At 39.1% G+C, this 17,735-nt stretch carries 13 protein-coding genes; 6 read left to right on the forward strand and 7 right to left on the reverse strand.

The window, feature by feature from the left end:
* Positions 1–14 precede the first annotated feature (14 nt).
* From BMZ55_RS02450 to BMZ55_RS02465, 4 genes are all read right to left on the reverse strand, one after another.
* Positions 15–2,201, reverse strand: a complete 2,187-nt coding sequence (locus BMZ55_RS02450; protein ID WP_089819378.1) for a TonB-dependent receptor plug domain-containing protein — start codon at positions 2,199–2,201, stop codon at positions 15–17.
* Between the two features lie 360 nt (positions 2,202–2,561).
* Positions 2,562–3,371 (reverse strand): 3-deoxy-8-phosphooctulonate synthase, encoded by an 810-nt coding sequence (gene kdsA / locus BMZ55_RS02455; RefSeq protein ID WP_089818341.1) that lies wholly within the window; start codon positions 3,369–3,371, stop codon positions 2,562–2,564.
* Between the two features lie 100 nt (positions 3,372–3,471).
* Complete coding sequence (locus tag BMZ55_RS02460; protein WP_089818343.1) at positions 3,472–3,996, reverse strand: DUF1697 domain-containing protein; 525 nt, start codon at positions 3,994–3,996, stop codon at positions 3,472–3,474.
* A gap of 70 nt (positions 3,997–4,066) precedes the next feature.
* Positions 4,067–7,552 carry a glycosyltransferase family 117 protein gene (locus BMZ55_RS02465; RefSeq protein WP_089818345.1) on the reverse strand — a complete coding sequence of 1,162 codons (3,486 nt, stop codon included), beginning with the start codon at positions 7,550–7,552 and terminating at the stop codon, positions 4,067–4,069.
* Positions 7,553–7,778: 226 nt separating this feature from the next.
* On the opposite strand from BMZ55_RS02465, the gene BMZ55_RS02470 reads away from it, so the two are divergent.
* The 6 genes from BMZ55_RS02470 (at position 7,779) to BMZ55_RS02495 (ending at position 15,234) form a co-directional block, all read left to right on the forward strand.
* On the forward strand, positions 7,779–8,816 hold the full coding sequence (locus BMZ55_RS02470; RefSeq protein ID WP_089818347.1) for a PLP-dependent cysteine synthase family protein: 1,038 nt from the start codon (positions 7,779–7,781) through the stop codon (positions 8,814–8,816).
* A gap of 104 nt (positions 8,817–8,920) precedes the next feature.
* Complete coding sequence (locus tag BMZ55_RS02475; protein WP_089818349.1) at positions 8,921–10,195, forward strand: aminotransferase class I/II-fold pyridoxal phosphate-dependent enzyme; 1,275 nt, start codon at positions 8,921–8,923, stop codon at positions 10,193–10,195.
* A 76-nt stretch (positions 10,196–10,271) separates the two neighbouring features.
* Positions 10,272–10,682, forward strand: coding sequence for a nucleoside diphosphate kinase regulator (gene rnk / locus BMZ55_RS02480; RefSeq protein ID WP_089818351.1), 411 nt, complete (start codon positions 10,272–10,274; stop codon positions 10,680–10,682).
* A 101-nt stretch (positions 10,683–10,783) separates the two neighbouring features.
* Positions 10,784–12,979: a B12-binding domain-containing radical SAM protein gene (locus BMZ55_RS02485; RefSeq protein WP_089818353.1), complete on the forward strand. Its 2,196-nt coding sequence runs from the start codon at positions 10,784–10,786 to the stop codon at positions 12,977–12,979.
* 207 nt (positions 12,980–13,186) lie between these two features.
* Complete coding sequence (locus tag BMZ55_RS02490) at positions 13,187–14,371, forward strand: hypothetical protein (protein WP_089818354.1); 1,185 nt, start codon at positions 13,187–13,189, stop codon at positions 14,369–14,371.
* Complete coding sequence (locus tag BMZ55_RS02495) at positions 14,365–15,234, forward strand: DMT family transporter (RefSeq protein WP_089818357.1); 870 nt, start codon at positions 14,365–14,367, stop codon at positions 15,232–15,234. Before BMZ55_RS02490 ends, BMZ55_RS02495 begins: the two co-directional genes overlap by 7 nt.
* Before the next feature lie 63 nt (positions 15,235–15,297).
* Here BMZ55_RS02495 and BMZ55_RS02500 read toward each other — a convergent pair whose 3' ends face one another.
* The 3 genes from BMZ55_RS02500 to atpD form a co-directional block, all read right to left on the reverse strand.
* Positions 15,298–15,762: a hypothetical protein gene (locus BMZ55_RS02500; protein ID WP_089818359.1), complete on the reverse strand. Its 465-nt coding sequence runs from the start codon at positions 15,760–15,762 to the stop codon at positions 15,298–15,300.
* A gap of 80 nt (positions 15,763–15,842) precedes the next feature.
* A complete protein-coding gene (locus BMZ55_RS02505; RefSeq protein ID WP_039344505.1) occupies positions 15,843–16,124 on the reverse strand; it encodes a FoF1 ATP synthase subunit delta/epsilon in 282 nt (93 codons plus the stop codon).
* A gap of 82 nt (positions 16,125–16,206) precedes the next feature.
* Positions 16,207–17,715 (reverse strand): F0F1 ATP synthase subunit beta, encoded by a 1,509-nt coding sequence (atpD, locus tag BMZ55_RS02510; RefSeq protein WP_089819380.1) that lies wholly within the window; start codon positions 17,713–17,715, stop codon positions 16,207–16,209.
* Positions 17,716–17,735 lie beyond the last annotated feature (20 nt).

Consider the following 17,735-nt stretch of genomic DNA (forward strand, 5'->3'; position numbering starts at 1 on the left):
TTTTCGTTTTTGAATTAAAGCTTAAAATCTAATTTGACGTTAAAAAATCTGCCCGTCAGGCGCACTGGAACCGGATAAATATATGCCGAATTCACATCATTCACCCACTGATTTGCGACCGTATTATTAATGTTAAATGCATTGAAAATCTGGACACCTAAAGTCAGTTCTTTAAAATTTTCCCAAAAAGCACCATTTATTTTATGGTCTTTCTGATCGATAAAAACTTTGGACAAACCAATGTCTACACGTTTGTAGGACTGTAATGTTTTTTGGTAACGGTATGGAGCTTCGAAATCCGGCGTTCCGTCAGCCTTGAAAGTTATAGGTGTTCCACTCGGCAAACCGCTTGAATACAGCAAAGTCAGGTTCACACGCATTGAAGGAAATTTCGGCATATAATCCTGAAAAAACATCGAAAACCGGAAGCGCGGATCAGTCGGTCTTGGAATGTAACCTTTATCATTAATATTTTCAAAAACCCGCGCGTAGCTGGCAGAAATCCAGGAATCTACACCTGGAACAAATTCACCGAAAAGTCGCGTGTCGAACCCGTATGCGTAACCTTCAGCATTGTTTTTCCCGGAATAGCGGATTCGGATGTTATCCAGATAATACGGGATTAAATGATCCATTTTTTTATAATATGCTTCGGTGGTCAGCTTAAACGGACGGTCTACCATTTTAAATTCAAAATCATTTCCGAAAATAAGCTGAAGCGAACGCTGCGATTTTATATTCGGATTAAAACTGCCGTCTACATCTTTAATCTCTTTGTAAAATGGTGCCTGGTAATATATTCCACCCGAAAGTTTAAACAGCATGTCCAGCTCCCAATCTGGTTTTACAGCGACTTGTGCGCGTGGTGAAATAATGGTTTCATCATTGAAATCCCAATGCGAAGCGCGAACACCTGCGTTGACAAAAACACGGTTTTCGTTCCAGTAAAATTTGGTCGAATATTGAGTATAACCGGAAAGACGTGTCGGCTGAATGTTATTTTGCCCGGAAATATGGTATTTTAAACGTAGATCTGAAGTGTCTAAAGTCCCTGGATTTGCATAATCACGCGGCGAACTATAACCTAAAGAATCCACGAGTTGCCACTCGTTTGTAAGGTCTTTCAGATTTTCCTTTTCGAATTTAAAACCGGCTTCAAAATCGGTATTTACGTTTGGTGAAAATTTTCCTTTCAGTTGCGAACCGTAGGTTTTTACCTGCAGATCGTTGCGCGCGTGATCGATCTGCCCACCCACGTCATACGAAGTTACGGGCGCGCCGGTAACCGGATCAAAAGTTTGAAGCAAATAACCTGACGCAACCGTATAATATTCGCGTTCACGGTTTTGGTACGCAAAATTATCGAGGCTAAATGACCATTTTTTGCTGGGCTTATAGTTGATGGAAGCCGTGCCCATCATATTTTTGTACTGATCGTCTTCTTTTCCGTCATAAAAAACGGTGAGTTTTAAAGGCATTTGCAAAGTTCCGAATTCCACATCTTTTGCTTTCGGCAGCATTTCATAATCATTTTTGCTCCAATATCCGATGAATGAAACCGCCCATTTTTCATTAAATTTATAATTGATATAACTCTGAAAATCGGTGTATTGCGGATTAAAATCGGTTTCCTCATTCAGCGTATTCAAAACCAAATTGGTGTTTCGGTATCTTCCCGAAAACAGCGCGGAAAGCTTTTGATTTTTAGAAGCAAATCCGGTGGAAAGTCGCGCGCCGATAAAACTCGCTTCACCTGAGACTTCAAATTTCGTCGGTTGACGATAATATATATTTAATGAGGACGACATTTTATCGCCATATTTGGCTTCAAAACCACCAGCGGAAAAATTGATGGAACCGACCATATCCGGATTGATGATGCTTAAACCTTCCTGCAAAGAATTCCGGATTAAAAACGGGCGATAAATCTCAATATCATTAATGTAAATAAGATTTTCATCATAATTTCCACCGCGCACCATGTATTGCGACGAAAGTTCAGCATTGGAATTTACCGAGGGTAAAGTTTTCAAAAGCCCTTCCACACCCCCGGAAAGTGAGGCAACCTGCTGCGCTTCCTTTGTCGAAATTTCAACCGAGGTCAGATCGGTGATTTTCGGTTTTCCCTTTTTCTGAAAAACAACTTCCTGTATCGCGACTTCCCGGTTTGCATCAAGAAACAAAACCGTAATATTCTGCACTTTCGGGTTCGGTTTTACCGTTTTAGAAAAACCAGAAAAATTTGCCTTTTCAACCCGTAAAATCTGTTCCGAATCAGCGACTGGAATGCTTAAAAAACCATTTTGGTCGGTGGAAAAATTTAGATTGTTATAGGAAACATTTGCTTTAGAAACCGGGCGACCTGCTTCATCCAAAACTTTTAAACTTATTTGCGAGGAAGCAAAAATTGGCAGCAAAAAGACGAGAATTTTTATTTTTTTCAAGGGGAAAATCTAGAATTTAAAGATAACAAAAATCATAGAATTTTATTGAGGAAAATTCGGTGCTTTAAGCCGGTAATTTTTAATACTACTTAAAAAATTGAAAAAAAAAAAAAACGATTACAAAATCGCTTCTCTTATTCTGGTTAATTTCTGTAATAATTCTTCGAGTTTATCGAGTCGAAGCATATTCGCTCCGTCTGAAAGTGCACAGCTTGGATCTGGATGCGTTTCAATGAAAAGTCCATCTGCGCCGACGGCAATACCTGCTTTTGCGATGGTTTCAATAAGTTCCGGTCGGCCGCCGGTTACACCCGAGCTTTGGTTCGGCTGCTGCAAAGAATGCGTGACATCCAAAATTACCGGCGCATAATTTTGCATTGTCGGGATTCCGCGGAAGTCTACGACCAAATCGGTGTAACCAAAAGAATTTCCTCTTTCAATAATTGCGGTTTTGGGATTGCCCGAATCATGAACTTTTTCTACCGCAAACTGCATGGATTCCGGTGAAAGAAACTGGCCTTTTTTCAAGCTTACACATTTTCCCGTTTTTGCCGCCGCAATAAGCAAATCTGTCTGCCGAACCAAAAAAGCCGGAATTTGAAGGACATCAACGTAATTTGCTGCTAAAGCCGCATGTTCATTTTCGTGAATATCAGTTGTGGTCGGGATGTTGAAAGTTTCACCAACTTTCTTTAAAATTTCCAGAGATTTTTCCTCGCCAATCGTTGTAAAAGAATCGACGCGGCTGCGGTTGGCTTTTTTAAAACTTCCTTTAAAAATATACGGTATCTGATATTTATTTGTCATTTCCAACACTTTTTCGGCGATATTCAGCGCCATTTCTTCACCTTCGATAATGCACGGACCGGCGATGAGAAAAAAGTTTTTCGAATCTTTGTGGTGAATATTTTCTAAATACTGAATCATGATAATCGTTTTTAAAGGAAATTGATAAGGTGCAAAAATACGGATTTTCTGTTTGAAAAAATTTGCCGCTATTTGAGGCTTTTTTTAGTTTTTGCTAAAGCTAAAATTTCAGCGCAATTTTTTCCAGCGTGTTGATATTTCTGCTGGTGAGTTTTTCTTTAAAATTTTTGTTGCCGAGGATTTTACCAAAATCAGAATCCAGCGTGTTACCTTTTTCGACCTGCCAATAAAAATCATCATCGATTAAAATTCCTTTTTCACCTTCACTTTTTTGACAGGTTTCAAACTTTTCTTTCAAAAGTGAAGCGGTATTTTCTGCGGTGATAAAAACGTAGTTGTGAAAATTATTGGTCGCTTCAAAGGGATTTTTTTCCAAAATTTCTTTAACCTCGTTTTCCGTTTTTAAAAACAAAAACGCTTCGTAATTGAAATGCGAACTTAGCTCTTTTTCTAATGTCGTTTTTAATTCAGTTTCAGTTTTTTCGGAGGAAAACAAAATATTTCCGGTGGCTAAAACCGAAGAAACTTGCATCATACCGACATTTCTAAAAACCTCGCAAACTTCAGCCATTTTCATTCGGGTTCCGTTGACATTTATTCCGCGCAGAAAAGCACAATATTTCATTTTTAATTTTTTTTAAAGATAAAAAAAAGAGCAACCAGGTTGCTCTTTAAAATTAATATATTAAGACATTTTACTGTGTAGCTTTCATTATTGCCGCGGTAATCTGACTTTCTTTTTCTTTAGCGTAAGTAGAATCGTAGGGATTCATCACATCGAAAAGATAGGTGTAGAACGGCGTTATTTTCTGTACTTTTTCCGCTTCGTTATAGGCTTTTTCTTTGCCCATGGTCTGCAAATCCAAAATGAAATTGTTGAATTTCTTATCAATCGGTTCCAGAGATTTTACGAGATAATCATACGCTTTATTTTTCTGGCCGCTTTTTTCATAAGCATCAGCAACAGCACCAACCACAAGTGAATATTCCATTGGTTTCGTGCGCATCTGGCGTGCTGCAAAGCGCTGCTCCTGTTCGGTTAAACTTGTATAGTAATCGTACTCGCTGAAAATTCCTTTTTTGAGTTCTTCTGCGAGTTTCAAACCTTTTTGCTCCTGCCCCGCAACGATATAGCCATACACCATGGAACTCAATGATCGCGGATCATTATATTTCTGAACAGGAATTTCCCGCGAAGCCAGATCAAGCATTTCAAGCGCTTTCTGTTTTTCACCCGCCACTGCCAGGGCTTCTGCAGCGCGGCTTGCCGAACTTCGGTAACTAACAATGTTCTGCGTACAGGTTTCATCGAAATGAACATTTAAATCTTTGAAATTGCCCCAACGGTAATTTTTCACAATATTGTAAAGCGAGTTCGCGTCTACTCTACCCATTTCACCATCTTCACGCTCCGGAGTTTTTATGGGAACCAAACGGTAACTGAAACCGTCAAACTGCAAATAATCGCCTAAATAGAAGATATTTTCCGGATCGTAAATTCCGCCTGACGAAAAATTTATGGGTCTTTTCCAGTCAAAATTTGCTAAAATATCAAGCAATATCAGGTTGTTTTTGAACATGCTGGAGCTTTTGTACTCAATGGTAATCTGATCTGCAGCCAATCCTAAATCCTGTGCTTTAATCGTCCCGGATTTTACCGCGTTCGCTTTATTAACCGGTAAAACAAACTTCGAAACTGGCAGGAAATTGAATTTTTCATATTTTTCATCTCCGAAGATCATTTTTAAGATCTCATCTTTTTCTTCAGATTTATTTTTAATGAAATTCACTGCTTCTTTGACCGTCATGGAATCATTGGTAAGATATTTTTTGAAATTTGCAAATGCAGTTTCCGGCGCGCCCTGGTCTTTTAAATTAGCAAAAATATTTTCCCAGTCTTTCGGCGTCATCAGATAGATCTGGTCATTGGTACCGTCGCGGTAATCCTCGTGAGTAAATACCGAGGGAACCGGCATTGAATTGTAAGTTCGTCTTTTAACCTGATCGATATTCCACGGCGTGGAAAGCAAGGTGAAATTCACCACTTTTACATCATCGCGCAAGCCCGATGTTTCCTGCATTCCCCAGATCGGATAGGTGTCGTTATCGCCGTAAACGAAGAGGATGTCGTTTTTCGGTAAAGATTTTAAAGTTGAATAAGCATAATCGTACGCCGCATACCGTTCGCTGCGGTCATGAAAGTTATAATTCTGAAAGCCCATCATTAATGGAATCCCGAGTAAAATTACTCCTGCGCCAATATTCAAGGCGTTGGATTTTATTTTTTCCTGCAAATACCAGAGAATGGCGCCCGCGCCTAAACCGATCCAGATTGAAAAGGCGAAAAAGGAGCCGACCATTGCGTAATCTCTTTCCCGAACCTCAAAAGGTTTCACACCGGTGTAAAAAATAATCCCAACACTGGTAATGATAAAAAGCGATAAAATGGCATAAAAGCGCCCAAAATCCCGGTTGAGCTGGAAAAAGAAACCGATAATTCCTAGCATCAATGGAAGGAAAAAGAAAGCAACTGTGCTTTCGTTTTTAAACTTAGCCGGCATTTTTGATTGGTCGCCGTACAGCGCATTATCGATGAATGAAATCCCGGAAATCCAGTTTCCGCGGTTATTTTCCATATTTCCTTCAAGGTCATTCTGGCGACCTACAAAATTCCACATCAGATAACGTACAAAATAATATCCGTTCTGAAAGGTGAAAAAATAATCTAAATTCTGACCTAAAGATGGCCGCTGGACATTTATTAAATTATAAGGTTTTACCTCGAGATAATCCTGTGCTTTGATGGTTCCGTCATCAAATTTTCGGCGTAGATCCTCAAATATTTTTTTAGCTTCGGGACTGTCTGCAAGTTCAGGATTGTCGTAATTAAAAGAAAAATCCGGTGCGCCGTACATCGAAATGTAATTTTGCATCACAGCTTTATCCTCGCTGAACATGCGCGGAAGTAAACTTACATGGTCGTCGCTGTAAACATAATTAAAGCGTTCACCAACCTGGCGGTAAGTTCCGGATGTTTCGTCTTTTTCGTAAACAACGCCTGTTTTATTGCTTTTATAACTTCCATCTTCATTTTTCTGAATTCCGTTCGCATCTAAATAAGCGGTGTAATTCTGGCCATAAGCCGTGGGCCAGTCACCATATTGCTCACGGTTGTAATAATCCAGCATTCCGATGGCGGTATCCGGATTGTTCAGGTTCATCGGCGGATTTGCATTTGCACGGATTGGGATTACCATCCAGCAAGAAAAACCAATCATCATATAAATTACCGAAAGCGCGATGGTCTGGTAAATATTTTTGCGGGTTTTTCGGGCATATTTTAAGCCGTAGTAAAATATAGCGGTCAATAAAATAAACGCGATTACCGTTCCGGAATGGAAAGGAAGTCCGAGACCGTTTACCGCGAAAATTTCCAAACGACCAAAAATGGTCATTATAAGGGGAAATATTCCTTTGAAAACAATTGCTAAAATAAACAGTGTAATAAGGTTTGCCCACAGAAAAGATTTCCAGGAAAACTCATAATTTCTGCTGTAATAAATAAAGCAAATCGCCGGAATCGCTAGCATACACATCATGTGAACGCCGATCGATAAACCGATGACGAAGAATATCAAAATTATCCAACGCTCATTATCCTGCGCGTGATATTCATTTTCCCATTTGGTAATCAGCCAAACCAAAAGCGCGATAAACAGAGTCGCCATGGAATAAACTTCACCTTCAACAGCGGAAAACCAAAAAGTATCTGAAAAAGTAAACGCAAGAGCACCAATGACGCCAGCAAATAAAATGGATATTTCCTGATGTTTTGTGACATCGCTAAACTCTTTGTGCAAAAGCCGGCGAACCAAATGTGTGATGATCCAAAACAGAAAAAGTATCGTAAAAGCACTGAATAAAGCAGACATGGCATTAATCACCACCGAATAATTTTCCACATTGCCAAAAGCAAACATGGCCGCAACTGCACCAACAATCTGGAAAAGCGCTGCGCCCGGGGCGTGCGTCACTTCCAGCTTTACCGCGGACGAAATATATTCGCCGGTGTCCCAGAAGCTAAAATTCGGTTCGATTGTCGAGAGATAGGTAAAAAATGCGATGGTAAAAACGACCCATCCGATGATGGTATTCCATTGCTTAAAGGACCAATTTTTCATAGTTTAATTTCAATCTTGCGAAAATAGCGTTTTTAACTTATTATCTAATCTTTTTAACAAAATTTAAACCTGCGATTAGTTTTTGTGACGTACTTAATTATAGCTAATTAGATTTAAGGATATGCGATTTTACACTGCCAGGTTGTGACAAACTTGGACAGAAATTGTTAAGTTATTAAATTTTTAGTATTTTTGCAATCGATTTTATAGAGAAAAAAGAAGTACCATGACTAATGTTTACGATAATATTCTGGGTTTAATCGGTAACACTCCTTTGGTAAAACTGAACGAGGTTACAAAGGATATTCCGGCGACTGTTTATGCGAAACTGGAGTCATATAACCCGGGGCATTCGACCAAAGACAGAATTGCCTTTCACATTATTGAAGCAGCGGAGAAAAAAGGGCTATTACAACCTGGTTCTACCGTCGTGGAAACCACTTCGGGTAACACCGGATTTTCTATCGCGATGGTTTGTATAATCAAAGGCTATAAATGTATTTTAGCCGTAAGCGATAAAACGAAAAAGGAAAAAATTGCTTATTTAAAAGCTTTGGGCGCTACGGTTTATATTTGCCCAGCGAATGTGGCTGCAGATGATCCACGCTCCTATTATGAAGTTGCAAAAAGAATTGCGGAGGAAACACCAAATTCCATCTATATCAACCAATATTTTAACGAGCTGAATATTGATGCGCATTACCGAACCACCGGACCGGAAATCTGGGAACAGACGGAAGGTAAAATTACACATCTCTTCGCTTGCACCGGAACCGGCGGAACGCTTTCCGGCTCAGCAAAGTTTTTGAAAGAAAAAAATCCGGATATTAAAATCATAGGTGTTGATGCTTCAGGCTCTATTTTAAAAAGTTTTCACGAAACCGGCGAGATTCATAAGGAAGATATTCATCCGTACCAGATCGAAGGAATGGGAAAAAATTTAATTCCAGGAGCTTTGCTTTTTGATAAAGTTGATGAATTTGTTCGCGTTAACGACGAAATGTCCGCGTACCGAACACGTGAAATCGCTTTGAAAGAAGCAATTATGGGCGGCTATACATCCGGAGCTGTGACACAAGGTCTTCTGCAATATGCGAACTCTCACGAATTCCAAAAAAATGACGTTGTAGTGGCTATTTTTCCGGATCACGGTTCACGATACATCACGAAAGTTTACAGTGATGAATGGATGGCGGAACAGGGATTTGTCAATAATTGCGTACACAATTACGACGAAGTGTACAAAACTGAGATCATTAAATAAATTATCCTCTGCATAGCAAGATTACAAAACCTTTTTGTCGTTGTACAGAAGGTTTTTTTACTTTAATTTAATTAACTTTGATACTTTAAAAATAATAAAAAATAATGACAGATATTTTCCAACGTCTTAGAGAAAATCCGGGTCCTTTGGGCCAGTTTGCGGACTATGCAGAAGGTTACTTTGTATTTCCAAAATTAGAAGGTCCTATCGGCCCGCGAATGAGATTTCAGGGACGTGAAGTTATTTTCTGGAGTGCAAACGATTATTTAGGACTTTGCAACCATCCGGAAGTTTTAGAAGCCGACGCAAAAGCTGCCGCAGAATACGGAATGTTTTATCCGATGGGCGCGCGCGCAATGTCCGGTGAGACTGAACAGCACCAGCAGTTAGAAAGAGAACTGGCAGAATTTGTAGACAAAGAAGCTGCTTATCTTCTCAACTTTGGTTATCAGGGAATGGTTTCCACCATCGATGCGTTGGTTGGCCGTCATGATGTTATTGTGTACGATTCTGATTCTCACGCCTGTATCGTGGATGGTGTAAGACTTCACATGGGAAAAAGCTTTACGTACAAACATAACGATATCGCCAGTTTAGAAAAAAACCTCGTTAGAGCAACCAAAGTTGCGGAGGAACAAGGCGGCGGAATTTTGGTGATTACCGAAGGTGTTTTCGGGATGCGCGGCATGCAGGGGAAAATCAAAGAAATATGCGATTTAAAGAGCAAATTTAATTTCCGGCTTTTGGTTGACGATGCACACGGTTTCGGAACTTTAGGAAAAACCGGCGCCGGCGCGGGTGAAGAGCAAGGTTGCCAGGACCAGATCGATGTATATTTCTCAACTTTTGCGAAATCAATGGCTGGTTTCGGGGCGTTTATCGCAGCGGATGCAGACATCATCAGAATTTTAAAATATAATTTGCGTTCACAGGTTTTCGCAAAATCTTTGACGATGCCAATGGTTATCGGTGGATTGAAAAGACTGGAATTGCTTCGTTCAAGACCGGAAATCAAGGCAAAACTTTGGGAAAATGTGCACAAATTACAAAACGGCTTAAAAGAAAGAGGTTTCAACTTAGGAAATTCCAATACCTGTGTAACGCCAGTGATGATGGAAGGTTCTACCGTTGAAGCAACTTTGCTTTCACGTGATTTAAGAGAAAACTTCGGTATTTTTACCTCAGTTGTAATTTATCCGGTAATTCCGAAGGGAATGATTTTGTTGCGTTTAATTCCAACCGCTTCTCACACCGATTCTGAAATCAATGAAACTTTGGCAGCATTCGAAGCAATTCACGAAAAATTAGTTTCCGGTTTTTACAAAAAAGAGGAGCAAAAATTATTGGAAGAGCAAAACCTTCAGTTCAAAAACAGCTAAGAATTTTTCAGATTTATTTCTATATAAACCGCTTGAAAAATTCAGGCGGTTTTTTTTACAAAAAAACTCATTAATTATGAAACAAGTAATAATTACCAAGCAGGATTATAATAGAATTAACCGCTCGATTACAGAAGCAAAAGCACGCAACAGCATTAAAAAAGAAGAAGCCGAAAAGCTTTTGGCGGAGCTGAAATCAGCGAAAATTGTCGATCAGGCAGAAATCGATAAAGATGTAGTGACAATGAATTCTATTGTGAAAATTCACTTTCAGAATAACAAAACCAATATGGAATTTCAGTTGGTGTATCCGGCGGACGCCGATTTAAAACAGAAGAAAATTTCGATTTTTTCTGCTGTAGCTTCCGCTTTGATTGGCTATAAAGTAGGTGACGAAATCGACTGGTTAATTCCTTCCGGAATGACCAAAATCGTCATCGATGAAGTTTTATATCAACCCGAAGCTGCCGGAGATTTCGATTTGTAAAATTGAAAGATAAAAAAAGCCGCTAAAAAGCGGTTTTTTTTGGTTTTGCGCCAATTGCCCGAATTCCAAAGAATTAAAATAAATTTGCAAAAAGAAAACGCTTGAAAGATCTTCTCCTCATCACTCCCCCATTTACCCAATTGAACACGCCATATCCGGCGACTGCTTATATCAAAGGTTTTTTGAATACCAAAAATATCAGCAGCCATAAGGTGGATTTGGGAATTGAAGTGATTTTGGAAATTTTTTCTAAAAATGGCCTCAAAAAAATCTTTGCGAAAGAAATTGATTTAAATAAAATTTCGGCCAATTCGCGGCGAATTTTTTCACTTCGTGAAGAATACATTAAAACCATCGATCAGGTCGTGCTTTTTCTTCAAAACCATAACCCGACTTTGGCGCGGCAAATCTGCACGATGAATTTTTTACCAGAAGGCTCGCGTTTTAACCAGCTTGATGATTTAGAATTTGCTTTCGGGAATATGGGTTTGCAGGACAAAGCAAAACATCTGGCGACTTTGTATCTGGAAGATATTTCAGATTATATCGTAGAAAATATCGATGCGGATTTCGGTTTCAGCAGATATGCGAAACGTATCGGGCAAAGCGCAAATTCTTTCGATGAACTTTATTTAAAACTAAATGCTGAGGAAACTTTCACCGACGATTTTACTTTAAAATTATTGGCGCTTAAAGTGCAGATTTTTCAGCCTAAACTGGTCTGTTTTTCCGTGCCTTTTCCGGGGAATTTATATTCCGCTTTCAAGTGCGCGCAATTCATCAAAGCAAACTATCCGAACATTAAAATCGTAATGGGCGGCGGTTTTCCGAACACAGAATTAAGGGAACTGAAAGACACTCGCGTTTTCGAGTTTTTCGACTTCATCACTTTGGACGACGGCGAATTACCGCTGGAACTGGTTTATGAAAATGTTATTTCAAACGAAAATATTTCCGAAAGCGAATTTAAAAGAACGTTTGTTTTAGAAAGTAGCGCGGTAACTTATAAAAATAATACTTTAAAAAACGATTACCGCCAGGCGTTTATCGGTACGCCGGATTACAGCGATCTGTTTCTGGATAAATATATTTCCGTCATTGAAATTGCAAATCCCATGCACAGCCTTTGGAGCGACGGCCGTTGGAATAAGCTCACCATGGCGCACGGCTGCTATTGGGGAAAATGTACTTTCTGCGATATTTCACTTGATTACGTGAAACTTTACGAACCTGTTTCGGCTAAAATTTTGGTCGATCGCATGGAAGAACTTATCTTACAAACCGGCGAAACTGGTTTCCACTTCGTGGATGAAGCGGCGCCGCCGGCTTTGATGCGGGAAGTAGCGATGGAAATTTTAAGACGGAATTTAGTCGTCACTTGGTGGACTAATATTCGGTTTGAAAAAAGTTTCAGTAAAGATTTGTGTTTTTTACTCAGAATGTCAGGTTTAGTTGCGGTTTCTGGAGGTTTGGAAGTTGCCGGTGACCGCTTGCTGAAACTCATCGACAAAGGCGTTTCGGTTGACCAGGTGGCAAAAGTTACGCGAAATTTCACCGAAGCCGGCGTGATGGTCCATTCCTATTTGATGTACGGTTTTCCCACGCAGACTGAGCAGGAAACCATCGATTCTCTTGAAATGGTTCGGCAACTATTTGAAATGGGAATTGTGCAAAGCGGTTTCTGGCATCAGTTTTCGCTGACTGCACATTCACCTATTGGGCAAAATCCGGAAAAATACGGCGTACAGCCGGTAAAAAAAGAAATCCACTTCGCGCATAATGATGTAGATTTTATCGACGAGTCTGGAATTGATCACAATAAATTCAGTTTTGGTTTAAAAAAATCGCTGTTCAATTATATGCACGGAATTAATTTCGATTTGCCGCTCCGCGAATGGTTTGATTTTAAAACTCCCAAGACCACCATTCATCCGGATTATATTCACGACTGTCTTTTGGAAGAGGAAAATTTTGCTTTCAAAGGAAATTTAAAACTCGTTTTTTTGGTTAAGAATGTACTTGCGGAAGACTTTGAAAAATCAAAAAAAGGAAATACCACCAGTTTTACAAGACTTACTTTTCACCTGAAAACCAATATTGTAAAAATAGATTTGGAAAAAAATAAAGCCCAATGGCTGCTAAAAATATTCGAAGAAAACTCCACAGAAAATTCGAAAAAAATGACCTTACAGCAGCTAAAAAATAATTTCGAAGAACACTTTGAAAATTTTGAATTGTTCTGGTTTTCAAAACCGATGGCGCAACTGAAGGAAAACGGTGTGATTTTAAGCCTTTAGGAATTTTAAAAAATATGCCGTTTTAGCGGCAAATTTTTACGAATTACTTAAATACAAAAACCCCGCTATTTGTGTAGCGGGATTTTCTAGGTATATAATAATGTGTTTTTTAGATGTGACAAAGATAAGGGCTTATATGATGAGAATTTTTGCCCAAATTTGCCCAAAATATTTGCAGGATTATTATAAAATATACTAATTTGCAACATGATCAATAGCTTGCGCAAGGAGTTTGAAAAAGTATATTTCAGCAATATTTCAACCACAAAAGGGTTGGAAAATCTTGCCAGCAATATTGGTGTTTCAAAGAATTCTTTACGGCGGTTTTTAGGTAAAATAAAGAACAGCAGCCAGTTGCGGCTGTCAACGCTCAATTTAATTTCTGCAAGATTAGGTTACCGGGATTTTCAGGATTTTTGTGATACTTTTCAAAATGGCGAAGTTTCACTAGATTTCGAATTGCTTGATATTTATTATGGTCTGGTAAAAGGTGAAGGAACGCGTTTAAACGACCGAATTTTCCAAAAGGCGAACTTCTATTTTGCTGAAAAAATCCTTTCAAACCCAAAAAATCTGCAGGAATTCATCAAACGATTCGCGGACAATGAGGAGGCGCTGGAATACGTGCTTGCCTGGCATCCTTTTTACGAAAAAGCGGCGCAAAAAGAATATCAGGATGCTTTACTGAAACTTGTAAAAATCACGAAAGATGCGCACATCAAAGTTTTTGCATATTCTTTTGTTTTTTATGGCAGGTTTATGTCCGAAAAACTAAACCTGGAGGACGCGGCTGATTTAATGAAAAAAATTGAGCTGCAGGTCGTCAAGATGCGGAAAGAAAGCGATGTATATATGGCTTTCCCGGAAGCCAGATATACCATTGCAAAATATTTTTATATGTTTTTGCAGGAACAGAAAAGCACCGGTGACCAAATCAGCGCCAGTTATGAATTAAAAAATTTGCCTGAAAATGGCGGAATTTTATTTGCAGAACAGATTATTTTCCGCACCTATGTAAGCAGTGCGCTGAATGCTATAGAACGCTATGAGGACGCGGATGCGTGTTTTAAGGAGATTCCCACGGAAAAACAACTGAACGAATTTGCGGAAGAAAATCCGCATTTACAGGCAAATATTTTTCTGTATAAAATAACGCGCGCGATCACGCTTTTCTATCTTGGTAAAAGAAGCGACGCTGTAACAATATTTGAGAGTTTGCCCATCGACATTAATGATGGTAAAAATTTTCCTTTCGACTGTAAAATTTATTTCGAACTGCAGTATTATCGCCTGGGTAAGCATCTTTTTCCAAAGCGTGAAGATTTAAAGCTAAGATTTGATTTTCTGATTGCAAAAACGCAGTACACTTTTTTAAATAGATTTCAGTGTTAGCCATTCTAATTACAATTTTCGGCCACATTAGCTACGGGACCACGAATGTGCTGTGGAAAAATCCGCGAAATGAATTGGGAACATTACCGCTGATTATTATCCGAAGTTTGTGCTGTTTTCTGATTTTTTCAGTCAGTTATTTTGTGCTGACTGGTCTTCAGATTATTCCGACAACTCAATTTACGTGGGTAGATTTGGTGCAAACTGCAGGAATCTGCGCTGTAAATTATTTTGGCCTTTTCTTCTTTCTGCAATCTATGAAACACACGCAGATTTCCAACACGATTGGTTTTGGGAAAATCGGCTTAATCATTGGCGTTGCGGCAGGATATTTTTTTTATGGAGAAGAAATTTCTGCACTGAAGGTTTTTCTGTGCATCGTGGTCCTCATCGGCGTTTCGCTTATTGAAATGTCCGGCAGAACGAAAAAAACATCGCTTTTATCGAAAGGTTTGCTTTACACCGTTTTGGCAAAAATATTCTGGTCAACCGCTTATTTTTATGTGCCTTTTATCGACAAACTTGGTCCGGTGCTTTTCTGCGCTGTTTTGGAATTTACGGTGTGTACGCTGAGTTGTATTTTATTTTTGGTGAATCCCACCAAAATTGATTTAAAAAATATAACACCAACGACAAAAAGAGAAATCGTACTTTTGATTTTTCTGGGCACTTTAGGCACATTTTGTCTGAATTTTGCGCTTGCGAATATGAGTATAATACTCTTCGCAATTATCGGATTAATAGAACCTGTGCTGGGTTTGCTTATTTCCAAGTTTTATCACAAGGAAAGCTTAAGCCACTACCAAAAAATCGGAATTACGCTGGGAATCTTGTCGGCTTTTGTTCTTTCGGTAACTAAATAATGCTGTTTTGCGAATATAAATTTTACTTGATTTCAGCTAAATTGTAATGACGAGCAAAAAAAATTAATTACATTTCTTTTCCATAGCTTCAGCTAATTTAGCTTGGATTTGTTGCAATTTTTTCACCTGGTTGGGAGATAGTTTGTTTTTACTTTTTGCTATTTTTAAATTTTTCGCCAGTTCACGCCCGTTTCCAAGCAAGGTTGAATATTCTGCAAAATCATTCATATCAGCACTTTCTTCCTTGTTTTGAACTATGGTAACATATTGGTTTACGTAGTTTTCGCAATCCTTCAGCACTTGATCAATATCTAACATACTATCTGTAAGAGCGTCGAAAGGTCTTGGACGAAATAAATTTGGTGACTCTTCGGTTTCCACTAATTTATCCTGTTCTTTTGCTATCTCATAAGACTTTATGAGATTGAAAAGTAATTCCGATAAATAAACCTTTTTCATAATAGTTCTGCCCTGTTGGTGCAAAATTATGCTGTTAACCGGTGTAAAATTCTGCCCAATTTTGCCCATATTTTATATTTTTTACATCTTTTAAAACAAAAAAATCCCGCTCTTTTTAGAACGGGATTTTTAGGTATTTTATCGGCAATTTATTCTGCCAAAATAATTCCTTTATTATTGCTATATTCTATCACTCCGCTTTTAATCGGAAAAGAAAACACGCTTTCTTTTTCGTTTTCGCGCGTGAAGTGATTCGCAAATTGCTCTGGAATGTCGTTGGTAAACACTTTAACTTTACCACCGTTCAGGGAAGCAACAATCGCCGCGTGATCTTTCATGATGTGAAATTCACCGCTTTTACCCGGAAGCAAAACAGATTTTACTTCGCCTTCAAAAACTACGAATTCCGGAGTTAATATTTTGATGTTCATTATTTCTCAGATTAAAGATTAAAGAGAAAAGAAAAAAGAATGAGAATGTCTTTCCTCTTTTTTCTTTATTCTATATTTCTAATTACGCGTTTTCCGCCAACATTTTTTCACCTGCTTCAATCGCTTCTTCGATGGTACCTTTTAGGTTAAAAGCAGCTTCAGGCAAATGGTCTAACTCACCGTCGATGATCATGTTAAATCCTTTGATGGTGTCTTTAATATCAACCAAAACTCCTTTCAGACCGGTAAACTGTTCTGCAACGTGGAAAGGCTGAGACAAGAAACGCTGAACTTTTCTGGCGCGGTAAACTGATAATTTATCTTCTTCGGAAAGTTCTTCCATACCAAGAATCGCGATGATATCCTGCAAAGCTTTGTATTTCTGAAGAATTTCTTTAACTCTCTGTGCACAGTCATAGTGATCGTCACCTAAGATTTCCGGAGTCAAAATACGGGAAGTTGAAGCCAATGGATCAACCGCTGGGTAAATCCCTAAGGAAGCAATTTTTCTGTCCAATACCGTAGTTGCATCAAGGTGGGCGAAAGTTGTTGCCGGCGCCGGATCCGTTAAATCATCCGCAGGTACGTAAATCGCCTGAACTGAAGTAATTGAACCGTTTTTAGTTGAAGTAATACGTTCCTGCATCGCTCCCATTTCAGAAGCCAAAGTTGGTTGGTAGCCTACCGCTGAAGGCATACGTCCTAAAAGTGCAGAAACCTCGGAACCAGCTTGCGTAAAACGGAAAATGTTATCAACGAAGAACAAAACGTCTCTTCCTTGTCCTTGTCCGTCACCATCACGGAAATATTCTGCGATTGTAAGACCAGACAAAGCTACACGTGCTCTTGCTCCAGGTGGCTCGTTCATCTGTCCGAAAACGAAAGTACATTTAGAATCTTTCATTTGCTCCAGATCGATAGTTGATAAATCCCAACCGCCGTTTTCCATGGAGTGCATAAATTCGTCACCGTATTTAATAATGCCTGATTCAAGCATCTCTCTCAAAAGGTCGTTTCCTTCACGGGTTCTTTCACCTACACCGGCGAAAACCGAAAGTCCACCGTGACCTTTCGCAATATTATTAATTAATTCCTGGATCAATACTGTTTTACCAACACCTGCTCCACCGAACAAACCGATTTTACCACCTTTAGAATAAGGTTCAACCAAATCGATAACTTTAATTCCGGTGAAAAGTACTTCGGCGGAAGTGGTTAACTGGTCAAACTTTGGAGCTTCTCTGTGAATCGGTAAACCGTTTTCTTTAGAAACCTGCTGAATACCGTCGATAGCATCACCAACTACGTTAAACAAACGCCCATAAACGGCATCGCCTACCGGCATTGTGATTTGTCGGCCGTGGGAAACTACTTCCTGACCTCTCTGCAGACCGTCGGTCGCATCCATTGCGATACATCTTACAGAATCTTCACCGATATGTTGTTCTACCTCAAGTATTACTTTAGTACCGTCGGTTTTTGTAATTTCCAAAGCATCATAAATGCTAGGAAGTTCTGCCGCATCAGTAAATAATACGTCGATTACCGGGCCAATAATTTGAGAAATTTTTCCTTTAATTTGGTTTGCCATTGCTGATTTTTTTCGTGTGT

Source organism: Kaistella treverensis (assembly GCF_900114045.1).
GTDB classification, from domain to species: Bacteria; Bacteroidota; Bacteroidia; order Flavobacteriales; family Weeksellaceae; genus Kaistella; species Kaistella treverensis.